The organism is Pedobacter frigidisoli (assembly GCF_004331675.1).
In the GTDB taxonomy this organism is placed as follows: domain Bacteria; phylum Bacteroidota; class Bacteroidia; order Sphingobacteriales; family Sphingobacteriaceae; genus Pedobacter; species Pedobacter frigidisoli.
In genome coordinates, this window is the sequence record NZ_SJSN01000012.1 from 41738 (window position 1) to 57773 (window position 16036).

A 16036-nucleotide genomic window follows, 5' to 3' on the forward strand; every position below is an offset into this window, starting at 1 on the left:
AATAGCATGCGTAAATAACATTACCCGATTGGCGTGTTCCCAGATGGGAAAAGCAAAGCCCTTATCAGCCCTAGCTCTAGAAAGATGATGTGGAAACCAAAACTTTTGCAGGCCAAGAATAGCGGCAGGCGATCAAAAGCATTTGTAGAAACGGAACGATTTACTAGCTTTAAGCAAATATTAAATGGAATGCCAGTCCCAGATCCAGATCGCTTTATAAGCCCTGCTATGCGCAAAATGATAGAGGTACAAGAGAAAATCTCTAAGATCGCCTCTACCCCAAGTGAAGTTGCAGGTTACAGCAGCCTACTTGCAAATATCTACTCTCGGCAAGGTATCATGAGCGTAGCTGCGTTACGTGCCTACAAACCTGGAATAAGGAATCTTTTTAGGAAAAAAACAACCTTTGAAAGGATAATGGATTTCACCTACCCAGGCCATCTTCAAAAACTTCTGGACAATTTTCCAGAGCTGCTTGAAAATGAAAAAGAAAAGCTTGAGCTCACCAGTTACGACTTTGTACCAGATGAACTGCCCGAAGCCGACAAGATCATTATCTATAAAGAAATTCCCAGGATAAAGCTTCGGCTAGAGCAGATCTATCACGATCACAAGAAGCTTTATGAGCTGAGACCAAGAGAGTTTGAAGAACTGATGGCCGAGTTGATGGTGCTTGATGGCTGGCAGGTCGAGCTGACCAAACAGACAAGGGATGGCGGTCATGACCTGATATGTTTGAAGAGTATGGACGATATGGAATTTAAACTGATAGGAGAATGTAAACGAAATGCTGCAGCACGCAAGATTGGTGTAGGCATACTACGAGAATTGCAAACGGTTATCTCGGACGAATCCGCTCACAAAGGCGCCATCTTCACCACTTCTTATTTCACAAAGGATTCTGTTAGCTACAGCAAAAAGTACGATCCAAAAAAAATAGAACTAAGGGATATTAACTATATTATCAACTGGATCAGACGTAATAATAAATAGCAATTTGACAATTTCACTTTTTCAAAACCTAACCATTTTCAACTTCACTTTGCTAAAATGGAAAAAAATTGAGAAATGCTACTTAACCTTTTTGCCTTTAGGTAACCAGGAATATGTCCTGAAAGAGAACGGACTGAAATGATCGGTTAACAAATAATCAATAATTTCTCAAGAGCTAAGCTATAGGCCGAACATATCGTAGGGTATACCGCTCGGCAATCTATTACATTAGTGCTGGCCAAAAGGATAAGGCAATACAGGCCATTGAAAACCTTAAAGATGGATTTAGCCATCCGATAATTACCAGGGTTGTTCCATTCAAAACTTTTGAACTCAACCAGAAAACTTTCCTCAACTATCACCAGAAAAACCCCGATACACCCTTTTGCAACACCTACATCTCGCCAAAGCTTTCACTGCTAATGCAAAAATTTGGAAAGCATGTTAAGGTCAGATAATCTTGATCCTAATTGGCCCCTTGATCTTTTCAATATCTACAGGTTTTCCCTTTTGCGTGATTATTACTTTTCCCTGTATCTGGAGATCAATCGCAACCCCACGAACTTTTTCCATATGTTTGCGCCAATCTGCCGGAAACAAAGATCTTGCAATTTCCGATGGACAGGTGCTCTTTTCCTTCCCCCTTTCACCGGCGGTAGCTAAGATAGTTTTTGCGATATCGGGATGTTGTGGCATAGTACAGCAACAATCAATAGCTGATTTGATTTACAGAAAGCCTATTCGATATCCAAACTTTTATCACCTTACCATTGCTGGATAAAAAAGCGTAGCCGAGCCAACACAAGAAAAGAAAATAGTATCTTAAAGCATCTAAAACGCCCAAATGAAATACTATTACCAATACGTCTCACCAAAATCGGTGCGCATTGAACTTATCACCGAAGACAAAAAAGAATCTGAACAGTTCCATGAATTCGATACCAGCGGAGCCTATGATCAGGAACTTAAATCACTTTACAGCGCAGCACTTCTTCCTTATGCTGCAAATTCAACAATTACAAAAATCAATTTTATGGAATTTCCAAAGGTCGCACCAGTTAGCTTTGACAAGGCAGTGATCGAATAAAAAAGCTTTGCCTAAAAAAGCCAAGCTTGAGCTAAACTATTTCTTCTGTTGTCCATATGGAAAGTTATACATCATCCCGCTTTTCGAAAGCGTCATGCGTCTTTTTTCAAATATCTCCTCCATGACCAGCCAAACGTGGTCCACAAGTTGAAAATACTTGGTTTCCTTAGATTTAGTACGTTTTAGCAAACCTGTAAAGGAAATCTCATTGATTTCCCTCTGCTCACCCTTATAATTCCATATCAGCTTTTCGCTAGGGGCAAATTTTCTGGTTACTGTTTTATCAAATGCTTCTTCGTTCTCCAAAGCATCCGAAAAAGCCCTTATACATTTGGAAAACTTGATTTCCCTACCGTCTAGCGAGTACATTTTTACATAATGCATAGCCATAATCTGCTGCTCGTCCGTCATCTTTTCAAACCCAAAATCGATCTCGGTGATGATTGGACGGGTAAGTGTAACGTCTATGTGCAAGTCCAACATCCCAAAATTGATGGCCTGCCCCTGCTTAACGTCTGTTTCGCCCGCTTCCCAAAGTTCCACCAGTTTTATGCCCACATGCTCCGCATAGGTCTTCGTATCTTTTGTGTAACCTGACCTGCAGACAATGATACCGCTTTGAATACCTGCATCAGTCATGATCGACTGGAGCTTCATCACAATATCTTTGTCCACTTTCTTCGCCAAGAACTTGCACTCAATGGCTGTCAGGTGCTTAATGCCATTGATAGTCTGTTCAGTGAGCACATCTATCTGATGGGATATACCCGAGCTGCCCTTCACCTTGCAATGCTGTCCATAACCTACAATTTTTATCCCATCCTTATGCCCAAGGTTTCCATAAATAAATCGGGTAATATCTTCGTATTCTTTCCAATTAAGTTCCTTGCTGCCTTCGTCTGCCATAATTTAAAATTTGAATATAAAGCTAAATATTTTTCTACAGTTTAAAATCACTGGTTCGACTTGGAATATGAATTCAATAAAAAAGAAGGTTACCATTTTCGCTCTATATGAACTGCCCGAAGTTTGCATCCACTGGAAGAATTTTTTGATAATGTATGCCGGCAAAAAAAGCAATTTAAAACAAAAAAGCCACCCAAAGGGTGGCTAGATCGATTAAGCCATATTAGCTAATCAAGATTTGGCGGGTTGCCATTTTCGCCTCTTCCCTTTTCGGGATTTCCAGCTTAAGCCACCCATCTCTGTATTTCGCTTGGATATTGGTATCATCCGCAGAATCAGGCAATGTAAACTAATGGGTGAAGGAACTATAGCTGAACTCTTTCCTTGAAAAATTCTTTCCATCTTCCTCGCTCGACTGTTCTTTTTGTACAGAAATGGTCAACAGCTTGCGTTCAAGGTTTATCTTAAAATCTTCCTTGGCAAGACCTGGAGCTGCAAGCTCGATCTGAAAATGTTCCACTGTTTCTTAGATGTTCACCGCTGGCACTAGCGCCATGTCGCGGCCCGAAAAAAAACTGTCTGTGAATACCTGATCGAACAGGTTGTTGAATGATGGCACTAAGCCTCTTTGGTTGTTTTTGTCTGCATTGATTTAACCAGTGTCATTGGTTTTTCCTCCTTAAATTTTTTGTTAATGATTGAAACTATGATTAATTAAAAGTGGGAAATAGTCCCAAAATCAATTCCACAAGTGCTGTGCCAATGCATTTTAACAATTTAGGTGCTGAAAAAATTTCAGAGAGAATGAAAAAATTTCAGTATCTACTTGCCAAATTTTCAGTCAAACGTTAATAAGCTTGATCTCAATCCCACAAGGGCTAACCGCTAGGATATGCCCAGAATAGAGAAACTCAGCCGTAAACCTACGCCTCCCGTAGGAGCAAGAAGCAAGAACCGAAGGTTTTGCAGGCCTATTGAGAGCGAAAGGCTTTGATAAAGGAATTGTGGAAATAGTCGGCTATTCTTTGACTAAAAGCTTTCCAGTAAAACCAGCACCCTGATTTGATCGCAATTCATATTCTATGGAGAATGGGGCATTACTTTTTACCAATAAATAGGATGGCAAAGCCATTTTACCTTTGGGCTTCAATGCTTTAAATTTACATTCCACAGTAGTTTTACCTTGCATTCCAGGGACTTCTTCATAATCGAAAATTCTCTCGACTACAGAGTTCAAGTAACCTAATTCCGATTCCTTCGTTCTTGTGAACGGAAGATTAAAATTCATTTTCATTGGTAACATGCTCCTATAGTCATAACCATCGATACATTTATCTTTCTGAAGTTGCAAAGATTGCTCAAGAACATTTTCTTCACATGAGAAATATTCAATATTATCTATGTCGTTAGGATATGGAAAATTCTTACCATTAAGAAGTTCAGTGTTGACATCCATTTGAAGTTGCAGGTCTATATCCTGATGTAATTTATTGCTCTGGTTGGAAATGATTAATGGAATCAAAAGATATTCCTGTAATGATCCCCAAACATCCAACAAATCCTCACACTCATCCAATAACCAAATAAACTCTTCGATCATCTTTTGCTTACTCTCCTGCTCCACTGACCCGAAGAATGCCCTGTTGCCACCGAAAGGAAAAGCCAAACGGTAATCACGAGATTCCTCAAGGTTGCCAACGTTGAAGAAATCCACTGGTAAATCACAACCTACGATAGATTTGCACTTAGCAGTTGTTTGTGAAATTTCATTTTCAGAACAACCAGCATAACTTTTGTCACCAAACATTGATTTAAAATCCGTTAAAGGCATAATTCGAAGCGGATTTTGCTTATCTTCAATCTGTTCCTTTGTCGACGCTCTAGGTGCTAGTTTTATCCGATCAATATCAAAATAAAGCTCTCGCAGCTTAATTAACTTGTTAGTATAAATCTCTTCTTCTGTAATATCAGTTAATCTATAAACTGTGCAATTTTCAGATGAAGCCTCCATGGTATCGGGATTATAAAACAGCAATTCTAATCCAGCCATATCATTTGTCATGGCTTCAGGATAATTATATGCCGCCCACTTTATAATTCCACTTTCAAAGTCCATGCGACTAACCTTTGTTCCATTGGTTGCAAATCTTGAAAATTGAGCCATGAGGCCCAATGCAATCAAATTTATAGTTTCGTGGTTAACCCGATATCCCTTTTCTGACAAGTACCTATGAAGTTCATTGCAGATTAAAGCGAGTGTATCATCAATACTTATGGGATTGAATTTGACTTCAAGCTTTCCACCTAAATGAATTGATGTCGGAAAGATTTTACCTAGGTTTTCTTCATTTTCCTCGCACAGTTCTGAAAAGTATTTCCGGGTCGCACTGCTACTGTTTCCAAGTAACAAGACAGTGAACTTAGACGCACCGGGAACTTCCCTAACCAAGTCCTGGAGGATTGATAAAACTGGGCCTTTCTGAAAGTCATTAACAGTTGACTTGACTTGGCAAACTGTCAAATCATCTTCTTTTGACCATTGAATGTCTACTTTTTGGAGTTCATCATCTGGTTCCAAAGCAATATAAGCCCAGTCATCATTTCTCAACCCAGAAAGTATGCAAACTAATGCCTGTAAAATATATCCTTTGAAACCTTCTCTCCCGCCCATTCTAAAAAACCTTGTACAATAAAATGATAAACATAAGTCAATAAAGATAATGTTTTTGACTAATACAAGTCATTTGCTCAGAGCTAATAAGAAACACTCGGCTCCTCTCCCTTGCTTGGCCTGAATTTCGCCCTCTTCTCGATCTCTTTCACCTCAGTTTTAACTTCCTGTTTTGCACACTCTGTTTTCAATAGATCAAAAATTTCCCGCTTGATCTGCTTATAGTTTTCCTCCACCATTTCCGCAGTCACCTTTTTAACCATTGGAATTTCCCTATACCCCTTTTCCTCCAAAGCGATCGCCCCATGGTCGTTCTGTACCTCCGAGTGGAACATCTTCAGCTTAATCTTCTGCTCGGGATTATCCGCAACGACCCCCACAAACTCGCCCGAAGAAAGTGTTGCGATCTTGCTTGCAGGAATCGCATAATCCATTTGTGTCGCCTTAGTAATGGAGGTATCCGAGGAATTGATGTTCATCGAATCTTTGGCCTGGGAAATCTTTCCAAAATTCTCACTCAATGTCTTTGCCGTAGAACCCGTCACCTGCCCAGCAATCACATTGCCCACTATTCCTGTAATCACATCTGCCTGCTCCGAACCATAGTCCTTTTTCAGCTGCGAGAAATCCTGCACCGCTAGGCACGTAGAAACCTTATTGCTCCTAGCCGTAGCAATCAAGCTATCCATGTTATTGAAGTAGATTGTCGGAAACTCATCAAACACCAGAGAAGACTTCAGTTTTCCTTTCTGGTTCACCAGCTTGATCATCCTAGAGATATACAGCGAAAGTACCGCCCCATAGACCTGCAGTTTCTGCGGATTGTTCCCCACACAGACAATCTTCGGCTCCATGGGATTATTAACGTCCAGCGTAAAATCATTTCCGCTCAAAACATAATACAACTGCGGCGAAGAAAGCCTAGCCAGCCCGATTTTGGCCGAGGCTATTTGTCCCTCCAGCTGCGCCATCGCATTATTACGGTAGGCAGAAACAAAGGGATTGATGAGCACCTTGATCTCCTCCTGGGTCTTCAGCACCGCAAAAAGCGGATCATAGTCCGACTGCATCAGCTCGATCACATGCGGCAAAGTACAATATCTTCCATCTTCGTATTTCCTCAAGTACCAGATGCAGGCCGTTAAAAAATTGATCGGGGATTCCACAAAAAAGTCCCCCTGCTTTTTGATCCAGTCGCGGTTCAGTCCCATCATGATCGTACGCGAAGCCTCGGTCGCATCGGTAATGTCCTCCATCGCCTGCGGGTCCAAGGGATTGCACCTGTGCGTTCTATTCAGATCATCAAAATTGATCACAAAGAACTTTGGGCGAATCTTGTAATTGCCTGCATATTTCAGCAACTTGTTGTAGGCAATCCTCGAAAGGTCATCGAACTTGAAATCATAGATAAACATCGAAAAACCCTTTTTGATATGCTGATCGATGATGTGCCTGATGACAAAATAACTTTTACCCGCACCCGGAGTTCCTGCCACAAGTAGCCCTCTAAAAGGATTGATGATATTGATCCAGCTATCCCGCAGCAGTTTCCCTAGCCTATACCTTGCTGGCAAGTTAATGGAATATTCATTTTCCAATAACCTTTCCTCTTGAGGAAAGGTCTGGTTCTCCTCGTTGAAGATATCCTGGTTCAGCTTGTCCTTTAGCAATCTTGAAAGCTGCCCTCCGCCCCTTAAGATCAGTAAATAACCTATGGATGTCAGTCCAATATAACAGACCGCAATAAGGGTTTTCGGGGCAGGGCAGAAAAAGCTCAGCGTACTTGCAAAGTACAGCACCGCCCCAAACAAAATATAAAAAACAATTGGACGAACCTCAATCTTCTCATCCTTCCTCCCCTTCACCCCGACCAATGAAACCACCAATAATAGCAAAGCCGCCAGCTTCGCCCTGAAAAAGCCTTCAAACAAACCGGTCCTTGCAATGTTCCCGATAATCTTATCAGTTACCCCAGCGGTCCATTCCCAAACCGCAAAAGCCTGGTAACAACTTAAATAAAAGTGTATCGCCAGAATAAAAATACTCAGCAACCTCGTAAAATCAATGATCTTGCGCAATCCCTGCACATCCTCTCCAGTGTTCATAAGCTAAAAATTTTGTGATTGTTCCTCTCCAGGCCTTCTCTTCCTTTTCTTGCCAATGACAGTTGGATCATCATATTCCGCCTTTTCCAAAAGCCCATCCAACAAACTTTCCTCTTCTTTGCCCCGCCTTTCGCCCAGCCCTAAATCCTTGTCCAAATAATTGCTCTGCACCTCTTTCCTTGAATAAACTTTCGGCTCATCCCTAGCCGAAAACATCCCAGTCACCACCTTAGCCGAATACCCTTTGCCCAGATCGCTCCCATTGAAAACCGTTCGGTGCTTATGGTCCACAAAGGTCAGCCCATAAATCAGCCCCGCCTCATTTCTCCTCAGCACCAAAGCCACCTGTTCCCTAGCCAATTCTTTAACCAGCGTTTCTTTCCTCACTGCACTATACCGATTTACCACCGAATCAATCCTTTCCTTGAGGCTCTGCTTATGGGCCAGTCGTAGTTCAGCATTCTTTTCAAACCTTTTTTCCAGTTCCCTCATCGTTGCCCCCCTGTAAAAAGCACTCGCCTTAAATGGCACCCCGACTGGATTACCGCTTGAATCCGCAACCGAATACACCAAACCCTTTTTCTCGAACATCACCGAATCCTCAAATCCCCGATCAACCAAAACATTGAACTGCGCCAGCACCGCCCTGTATTCCGCAAAAGAGGTATAGGCATAATCCCGCATTACGGCCTTTGTAATATTATTCAACTGTTTCTTGGTCGGCAAAGCCCCATATTCCGCAACCCTTAAATAAGGTTCATTAAGCAGCTTTCTTCCCTCAGCCTTGACCAGTCCATATTTGATTTCCAGCTCTTTTCTTGCAGGCTCGGAAAGTTTTCTTCCGATCCCCTCGGTATTGATCCGCTTCCCATCCCGCTCGATAAGCACCGTAGCAATGTGCAAATGCGGATGGGCCGAATCAAAATGCTCATAGACGATAAAGGGCTGCTCGCCCATACCTATTTTTTCCATATACTCCGAGGCAATCTCTTGCATCCTCCCCGCATCCAGTTTATCATCGGCGTGAAAGTTCAGCGAAATGTGCATCGCATTGACCTTGCTACGGGAATTCAGCATCGTCAGCTGCTCAAAGCGGAAGAGCTTCTGGTGGAAGTTTAACCTATCAATCTCAGTTGCAAAGCCACTTGCCAGCACCACTTTCGCTTCCCCCTTTTCCACCTTGTCCTCGTTGTAGACCAGCACGCCCCGAATGGATTTTCCACTGCTTATCCTTGCAACCATTTCCCCGCGAGTTTAGAGATAAGCCCAAATAGCCGTTCCATCCTGGCATCGATTTTCTGATAAAGCTCCACCGTCCTCTCGGCGTGAAACGCTTTTTCGGCATGCGATTTCACCGCATTGAAATACCGCGTCTGCTGGTTGATATTGATGCCGATGGACTTGAGTTCCTTTCGGATCAACGCCAGTTCCTCCATTGGCCCGGCCAGTGAAGCATCACGATAAAAGCAATTGATCCGCTCCCTGGAAAGTAGCTTCCTACCAACTTCGCCAATGCTCCGGCAACTGGATTCTGCCAGCAGTTTTTCCAGCCGCTTCATCGTCGCATCATTTACCCTCACCCTAAGCAGGTGCACCAAAAGTTCGTCCTGGTTCTTCGCTTTTTTTCTCCCCATGCTCCTATTAACATTTTGTTGATTTCAGACTTTGCGAGTTCCGAGGCAAAGTCCCCTGCGCTGGCAGGGCAAGATAATTTTTGTCTACAAAAAGACATCTTGCTGCAAACAGGGGTTTGCCATAAATCTTCCTTGGAAGTTCCTCTGGAACAGGTTAAATCGGTTAATTATCGGATTCATTTTTAGTATTGTTCCTTAATTCGGAAATAGGAAGGAAAGACCTTAATAGTGGCCGGATCTTCATGCGCATTTGTGTAGGTTTTGGGCGAAGCCTAATGCCCAGCCTCAAAGTAGAATTAGAAATTTTTTTAACAGATTGACCATTCATAATCGCAAGATTTTATTGTCAAAAATAGAGAGTCAAATTCAAGCGGATTGACAATCTCCAAGGCTGGCACTAAAGTATACGACAAGAATTGGTTAGATTTAAGAATGGCAGAATCCAACGACCTCGTCTATCCATTTTTTGGTGCCTATTCCACCAGCTACCGGCCATCGCATAAATCACTCGGCCTAGAGTAACCAGATCTCGACGAAGAGCACTTCAACCAAGTCAACCTTATGATTAAAACAGCTTTATTAGACGGCGAACCAAATTACACATAAACTTCATTTCCGAAAAATAGATCGATCTGGACATAAGCTTCCGAAACAAAAATATCCATATCCAAAAAATCTACCCAATGTACAGCCTTAAACAGAAAATTTTAAAAGGCAGCCTAGAAGTAGTGGAACTTTGTTTGTTTAAATACCGGCATTCAGGAATGTACATCGGCACAAAATTTACGTTGAGAATAAATGATTGAAGAACGTCAAAAAGGAAAACCTGCAAGCGAGATCTGCGCTATCAGCTGCAGGCCGTTCTTCTGGCGCAAGAAATGGTAGAGGTATGGGATGAGGTGAAATACTGTAGCGATAAGTGTAAGCAAAAAAGACGTAGTTAGAAAGTGGTAAAAAATGATTAATTTAGAGTTTTAGTTGCTCTCAAAATGGAAAACACTTTTTTTAAAGAACAAACCTCATCCTCCCTGATCAAGGCAAAAATTGTTGCTGAATATTTTCCGAAATATTGTAGAATTATTCTCTCAAAACCACAAAAAGAGGTCAGATATTTAGACCTTTTTGCAGGGCCTGGCAAGTATGAGGATGGAAATCACTCCACACCGCTATTACTTGCTAAAGCTTGTGCCGAAGACTCAGTTTTATCACAAAAAGTTCATTTATTATTTAATGATAACATTTACTCTGGTGAACTTGAGAAAAATTTTTCAGAATGCTTTGCTGAGAATTCCTTTAAGTTTAAGCCAGTATTCGGAAATAAAACTGTCGGTGAAGATCAAAAAATTTTAAATTACCTTACCAAAACACCACCCAGGGTAAATCCATATCCAACAGTATTATTTTTTGACCCTTTTGGTTATAAATCAATAGACACAACTGTTTTGTCTAAGTTTTTGGCAAATTGGGGTAATGAACTTTTTTTGTTTGTGAATATCAAGCGTATCAATCAGGCCATGGAAGTTGGAAAGTTTGATGAAATGATGAAATCGTTATTTCCAACTACCATTACTACCTTAAGAAATGACCGTAAGTACAAAGCTAGCGTTAATGAAAGGCTTGTTTTGATCATGGACAATCTTGCTCAAGAATTTGAGAATGCAGTAAGTGGTAAATTATATAGCTGTTCTTTTAAATTTAAGGAAGAGGATAGCGTTGCTACAAGCCACTTTATCATACACTTTACAAAGCACCAAAAAGGTTATGAGCTTGTTAAGCAGATCTACCACGATTATGATAATATAGGTGCTTCATTAGACAAAGATGGAAATTATACTTATGACGCCAAACAAATGGGAACCAACCAGTTGGACTTTGGAGATTCAAATATCAGTTCTTTATCGAAATCATTAACTGAAAAATATAAAGGTAGAAAAATTACTGCTAAGGCAGTCTTTGATGAACATCATCCTACTACCAAATGGTGTGGAAGCCACTATTTGAAAACATTTAGACATATGGTAGATGCCGGTAGATTAAATGCTAAATTTACCGATAACGCGTTACATAAGGTAACTGTGCTTATAAATGAAAACTGCGAATTAGAATTTAATTAGATGTCAAAATCTTCAATAGAGTGGACACAACAAACCTGGAATCCAACTACTGGTTGCGATAAATTGACTGCAGGCTGTAAATTTTGTTATGCAGAAACAATGACAAAAAGGCTTAAGGGAATGGGACAGGAAAAATATAGCCAAGGCTTTAAATTTAGGATACACCCTGCAACTCTGCTTATACCATATACCTGGAAAAAACCTCAAGTTGTATTTGTTAATTCAATGAGCGATCTATTTCATAAGGAAATACCACTTGATTACATTCAGAGCGTATTTAAAGTTATGAATGAGACACCACAACATACCTATCAGGTATTAACTAAACGAGGTGATGTTTTAATCAAATACGCTCCATTTTTAAATTTCACACCTAATATATGGATTGGAGTGAGTGTTGAGGATGATAGAGTTTTGGAAAGAATTGATTTATTACGCCAAGTGGATGCCCATGTGAGATTTCTTTCATTGGAACCATTGTTAGGACCCTTGAAGAACTTAAATCTGACGGGTATACATTGGGTAATTGTCGGTGGTGAGAGTGGGTTTAAAGCAAGGCCTATGGACCCAGATTGGGTGGAGGAAATCAGAATTCAATGTGAAACATCAAACGTACCGTTCTTCTTCAAGCAATGGGGTGGAAAAAATAAGAAACTATCCGGCAGGATATTAAATGGACGAACATATGATGAAATGCCGATTGAGTCAGATGAAATACAGCATGTATGATCATTTACTATAAAGAACTTTATCAACGAAACAAACAGCTTTTTTGAATGAGGTATTTCGTTTAACTCCCGTTTCTGCAATTCTGTCTATTAGGGCCAAAAAATAGTCTTTGTTTTTTAATAAAATTTCTGCAGTTATGTTAGTTAAGGCTGTTGTTACTAAAGTAGTTTCCTTGCTTAATAGTTCATTTGAGATTTCTGCATATTCTATTAATGAATTATAAATTAAGCTTCTTTTAACTTTACTATTTGATGATACTGGCTTTTTATACTTTTCAGATACAGCCGATAGAAGTTGTTTCGTGATATTTCCGTTATCTAAAACTTCAGTGATATCCTTATCAATTACTCCATGTATTCCGTAGTCGTAATCTATTGACAATCTTTCAATTATTTTATCTTTGGTAGTGCTGTTTATAACTTTCTCATCAACACTATTAAGGTGGTCGATAACTTCTTTATTGGTAAAACCATGTTCGTTAATAAAAAAGTGTATCGGAAAATATTGACTTGATAACGTGATTAATTTCTCAAGAACTAGGAGTGGACATTCACATTTACCGCTTGTAAAATATTTCAATATGTCCCGTTCATATAAGTTCGAAGGCACTTGTTTTTCTATAACCTCCATATGATCCAGATTTCCAGTTTGTATTTCTCCTTTAATAACGTATGCCGGAGAACCCTCTTTTTCAACGAATTCACCTAACTTAATAATATTCAAATTAGCTAAGATTTTCTCGTCAAGAACAAATTTCGGCATTCTATTACCCGTATCTATCACTCCTGATTTGGTATCAAGAATTGCTGCATTTTCACCTATTTCAATTAGTTTGTTAATATTTCCAACCACTTTATTTACCCCATTAGAGATTTCCTCAGCAATTAAAGTCCTTAAATCAGAAGCCATTATTTTAGAAGTTTGAGCAGGATAACGGAAATAAATTTCACCAAGCTTGAATTCTGCTGAATCAACTTTGAGGATTACTGGACGTGTAATCGCTTTTTCGACAATCAAAAAACCCACAACTTTACCCAAAAAATTCTTAGTAAGAAATGAATATCTAAATGAACCATCCAAACCGGTATTTATGGTTGAGCTTATGTATCGATTGTCAAGATTTTCGAATTCTGCTTTAATACCCACTACTTCTTTTTCAGGCGAAATTCCGAAAATAATTGTTCCTCCAGCATTATTTGCAAATGCTGAAATAGTTTTCAGGTACTGCTTGTCGATTGTATCAGATTTCACTTGAAGGCTTGACTTGAATTCTAAGGTTTCGCTTTCTTCTAGCGTCGTTGACAATACTGGTTTGGTTACATCGAGACTTTTTTCAAAGTCTAACAAAATTTCATCTTTCATAAATTTGAGAGGTTAATGATGTTAAATTTAAGATAAAATTACTGTATATTTTAATCTGTACTTTTATTATTGTTGAAAAATGCACTAAAATTGTTAGTAATTACTAACAATTTTAGTAATAGCTTTGTTGTTACTAAAGTCTTACGCAAACTTATAGCGTTTGATAAGTAACGATGACAGCGGAAAAACAGGAAATATTAACCAGGCTCAGACAGCAGATTTCAGTAGCGCAGGGATTTAAACCCAGCCCTATCTCTATTGGCGAGGGCTTTGGGCTGGGCGAAATCGAAGCCTGTTTTTCGAATAACGTTTTTCCCACCGGCACCATCCACGAGTTCCTCGCAGAGCATCCAGAAGACGCCGCAGCCAGCGAAGGCTTTATCGCAGGCCTTTTAGCCAAGCTCATGGAAAACGGAAACTCCTGCCTATGGATCAGCCGGAATAGAAAGCTTTTTCCGCCATCACTTGAAACCTACGGCGTTGATCCCCAGCAGATCATATTCCTGGACCTTTACTATACCAAGGAAATCCTCTGGGTCATGGAAGAGGCGCTGAAATGCGAGGGCCTGGCCTGCGTGATCGCTGAAATCCCGGATATCGACTTTGCCCAGAGCCGCAGGTTGCAACTTGCAACCGAGAAAAGCCACGTTACGGGAATAATCTTAAGAAAAGCGCCAAAGCGAAGCTTATCTGCAACATGCTGCTCGGCAAGATGGCAGATCAAGCCCCAGCCCACAGCACTCAACGACAATATCCCAGGCGTGGGCAACCCAAGATGGGAAGTCAACCTGTTGAAAGTAAAAAACGGAGAAGGCGGGAAATTCTACATCGAATGGGCAGAGGACAGGTTTGCTCCTTTTGAAAGCCAAGAAACAAAACCCCAGCACCAAACCATTACGCTACCAGAAAGGGGGCTGATTGCATGAGGTATTTAAGTATTTATTTCACCAATCTTTTATGCGACTACCTCGCCACGAGAAAACCGGAGCTAAAGGGTAAAGTCTATGTGTTCACCATGTCACAGGGCAACCGCATCATGGTCACCGCATCTTCCAAAGAAGCAGAAAAACAGGGCATATTTGCCAACTCAGTCCTAGCCGACGCCAAGGCACTTGTCCCTGATATCCTGACCTTTGATGACAGGATCGATTTCAATAAAAAGCTACTCATCCGGATTGCCAAATGGGCCATCAGGTACTCGCCCATTGTCTCCATCGACCTGCCCGATGGAATCATCATTGACTCCAGCGGCTGCTCACATTTGCTTGGAGGCGAAGGCAACTATCTGGAAACCATATTAAACAAGTTAAAAGAATCCGGCTATAACTGCCGTGGAGCGATCTCGGACACCATTGGCACTTCCTGGGCGATAGCCAGACTGGGCAGAAAATCCCCGATCATTGGACCAGGCCAGCAGTATAATGCCCTTTTGAATCTTCCCCCAATGGCCTTGCGATTGGAACAACCTATCATCCAGCGATTGCACAAACTCGGCTTTGACAAGATCGGAAAGTTCATCCAGCTCCCAGCCTCCATGCTCCGCCGAAGGTTTGGACAGGAATTCTTGATCCGCCTTGGCCAAGCCCTAGGTACTGAAGAGGAAACCCTCGACCCCATCATCCTCAAGCCACCATTCGAGGAAAGGCTTTTTTGCCTTGAACCCATCCGTACCAAACCTGCCATAGAAATCGCCATTGAAAAACTTTTGGAACAATTATGTGCCAGATTGGAAAAGGAGGGGCTTGGTATAAGATCAGCAGAGCTTAAGGGCTATAGATTGGATGGCCAAGTAACGGAGACCAAAATAGGTACTAACCAACCAACCCACCAGATCCCCCATCTAGCCAAGCTTTTCGAGCTGAAGATTGCCCAGATCGAGCCTGCTCTTGGCATCGAACTATTCATTCTGAGCGCTACCAAGACAGAGCCCGTACTGACCCATCAGGAAAAGCTATGGAGCGGAAAACCCGGCCTGGCTGATAAGAATCTAGCACAGCTACTCGACAGGCTTGCCGGAAAGGTCGGTCCACAGGCTATCCGAAGATATATCCCGCAGGCACATTACTGGCCGGAGCGTTCTCTGAGGCCAGCGGTATCGCTCGAGGAAAAAACAGAGATCAAGTGGCAAAAGGCTAACCCAAGGCCGATGGAAATGCTGCATAAACCCGCCTCGATCCAGGTGACAGCCCCCATCCCCGATTACCCGCCGATGAACTTCCGATACAGGGACGAGCTGCACCTTGTCAGAAAAGCCGACGGCCCGGAACGGATCGAACGGGAATGGTGGATGGAACCGGGCGAACACCGCGATTACTATATCCTAGAAGACGATAAGGGCAGGCGGTACTGGGTCTTTAGATCCGGACACTATGACGAAGAGCATTCTACCTGGTTCCTGCACGGGTTTTTTGCATAACAAAATAAATGAGAGAAAA

15 protein-coding genes and 1 pseudogene are annotated in these 16036 nt (G+C 41.4%); 8 read left to right on the forward strand and 8 right to left on the reverse strand.

Annotated features, from left to right (window positions below):
* Positions 1 to 84: 84 nt before the first annotated feature.
* A complete protein-coding gene (locus tag EZ449_RS15470; RefSeq protein WP_131560449.1) occupies positions 85 to 993 on the forward strand; it encodes a restriction endonuclease in 909 nt (302 codons plus the stop codon).
* Between the two features lie 182 nt (positions 994 to 1175).
* The gene (locus EZ449_RS23525; protein ID WP_131560609.1) at positions 1176 to 1451 is read left to right on the forward strand and encodes a peptide-methionine (S)-S-oxide reductase; all 276 of its coding nucleotides are present in this window, start codon (positions 1176 to 1178) and stop codon (positions 1449 to 1451) included.
* Here the strand turns inward: EZ449_RS23525 and EZ449_RS15480 are convergent.
* On the reverse strand, positions 1444 to 1689 hold the full coding sequence (locus tag EZ449_RS15480) for a DUF3253 domain-containing protein (RefSeq protein WP_131560451.1): 246 nt from the start codon (positions 1687 to 1689) through the stop codon (positions 1444 to 1446). The genes EZ449_RS23525 and EZ449_RS15480 overlap by 8 nt on opposite strands.
* 148 nt (positions 1690 to 1837) lie before the next feature.
* On the opposite strand from EZ449_RS15480, the gene EZ449_RS15485 reads away from it, so the two are divergent.
* A complete protein-coding gene (locus EZ449_RS15485; protein WP_131560453.1) occupies positions 1838 to 2080 on the forward strand; it encodes a hypothetical protein in 243 nt (80 codons plus the stop codon).
* Between the two features lie 36 nt (positions 2081 to 2116).
* On the opposite strand, the gene EZ449_RS15490 is transcribed toward EZ449_RS15485, so the two are convergent.
* The 6 genes and pseudogenes from EZ449_RS15490 to EZ449_RS15515 all read right to left on the reverse strand — a co-directional run bounded on the left by EZ449_RS15490 (position 2117) and on the right by EZ449_RS15515 (position 9396).
* A complete protein-coding gene (locus EZ449_RS15490; protein WP_131560456.1) occupies positions 2117 to 2986 on the reverse strand; it encodes a restriction endonuclease in 870 nt (289 codons plus the stop codon).
* Between the two features lie 223 nt (positions 2987 to 3209).
* Positions 3210 to 3506, reverse strand: a pseudogene (locus EZ449_RS15495) (Hsp20/alpha crystallin family protein).
* A gap of 498 nt (positions 3507 to 4004) precedes the next feature.
* On the reverse strand, positions 4005 to 5657 hold the full coding sequence (locus EZ449_RS15500; RefSeq protein ID WP_131560458.1) for a hypothetical protein: 1653 nt from the start codon (positions 5655 to 5657) through the stop codon (positions 4005 to 4007).
* An 83-nt stretch (positions 5658 to 5740) separates the two neighbouring features.
* Positions 5741 to 7762, reverse strand: a complete 2022-nt coding sequence (mobC, locus tag EZ449_RS15505; protein WP_131560460.1) for a conjugal transfer protein MobC — start codon at positions 7760 to 7762, stop codon at positions 5741 to 5743.
* 3 nt (positions 7763 to 7765) lie between these two features.
* Positions 7766 to 9004 carry a relaxase/mobilization nuclease domain-containing protein gene (locus EZ449_RS15510; RefSeq protein ID WP_131560462.1) on the reverse strand — a complete coding sequence of 413 codons (1239 nt, stop codon included), beginning with the start codon at positions 9002 to 9004 and terminating at the stop codon, positions 7766 to 7768.
* Positions 8989 to 9396 carry a plasmid mobilization relaxosome protein MobC gene (locus EZ449_RS15515; protein ID WP_131560464.1) on the reverse strand — a complete coding sequence of 136 codons (408 nt, stop codon included), beginning with the start codon at positions 9394 to 9396 and terminating at the stop codon, positions 8989 to 8991. The genes EZ449_RS15510 and EZ449_RS15515 overlap by 16 nt, the downstream gene beginning before the upstream one ends.
* A gap of 878 nt (positions 9397 to 10274) precedes the next feature.
* Between EZ449_RS15515 and EZ449_RS23530 the strand changes: the two genes are divergently transcribed.
* Genes EZ449_RS23530 through EZ449_RS15530 form a run of 3 tightly spaced genes read left to right on the forward strand, consistent with a single transcriptional unit; the run spans position 10275 to position 12239 of the window.
* The gene (locus tag EZ449_RS23530; RefSeq protein WP_205943021.1) at positions 10275 to 10340 is read left to right on the forward strand and encodes a DUF2256 domain-containing protein; all 66 of its coding nucleotides are present in this window, start codon (positions 10275 to 10277) and stop codon (positions 10338 to 10340) included.
* A gap of 45 nt (positions 10341 to 10385) precedes the next feature.
* The gene (tcmP, locus tag EZ449_RS15525) at positions 10386 to 11510 is read left to right on the forward strand and encodes a three-Cys-motif partner protein TcmP (RefSeq protein WP_131560466.1); all 1125 of its coding nucleotides are present in this window, start codon (positions 10386 to 10388) and stop codon (positions 11508 to 11510) included.
* Entirely contained in the window at positions 11511 to 12239 is a 729-nt protein-coding gene (locus EZ449_RS15530; protein WP_131560468.1) for a DUF5131 family protein, read from the forward strand.
* Here EZ449_RS15530 and EZ449_RS15535 read toward each other — a convergent pair whose 3' ends face one another.
* Positions 12240 to 13601 carry an AlbA family DNA-binding domain-containing protein gene (locus EZ449_RS15535; RefSeq protein ID WP_131560470.1) on the reverse strand — a complete coding sequence of 454 codons (1362 nt, stop codon included), beginning with the start codon at positions 13599 to 13601 and terminating at the stop codon, positions 12240 to 12242.
* A 173-nt stretch (positions 13602 to 13774) separates the two neighbouring features.
* Between EZ449_RS15535 and EZ449_RS15540 the strand changes: the two genes are divergently transcribed.
* Both EZ449_RS15540 and EZ449_RS15545 read left to right on the forward strand, forming a co-directional pair.
* Positions 13775 to 14527 (forward strand): ImuA family protein, encoded by a 753-nt coding sequence (locus EZ449_RS15540; RefSeq protein ID WP_131560472.1) that lies wholly within the window; start codon positions 13775 to 13777, stop codon positions 14525 to 14527.
* On the forward strand, positions 14524 to 16017 hold the full coding sequence (locus EZ449_RS15545) for a Y-family DNA polymerase (RefSeq protein WP_131560474.1): 1494 nt from the start codon (positions 14524 to 14526) through the stop codon (positions 16015 to 16017). The genes EZ449_RS15540 and EZ449_RS15545 overlap by 4 nt, the downstream gene beginning before the upstream one ends.
* Positions 16018 to 16036 lie beyond the last annotated feature (19 nt).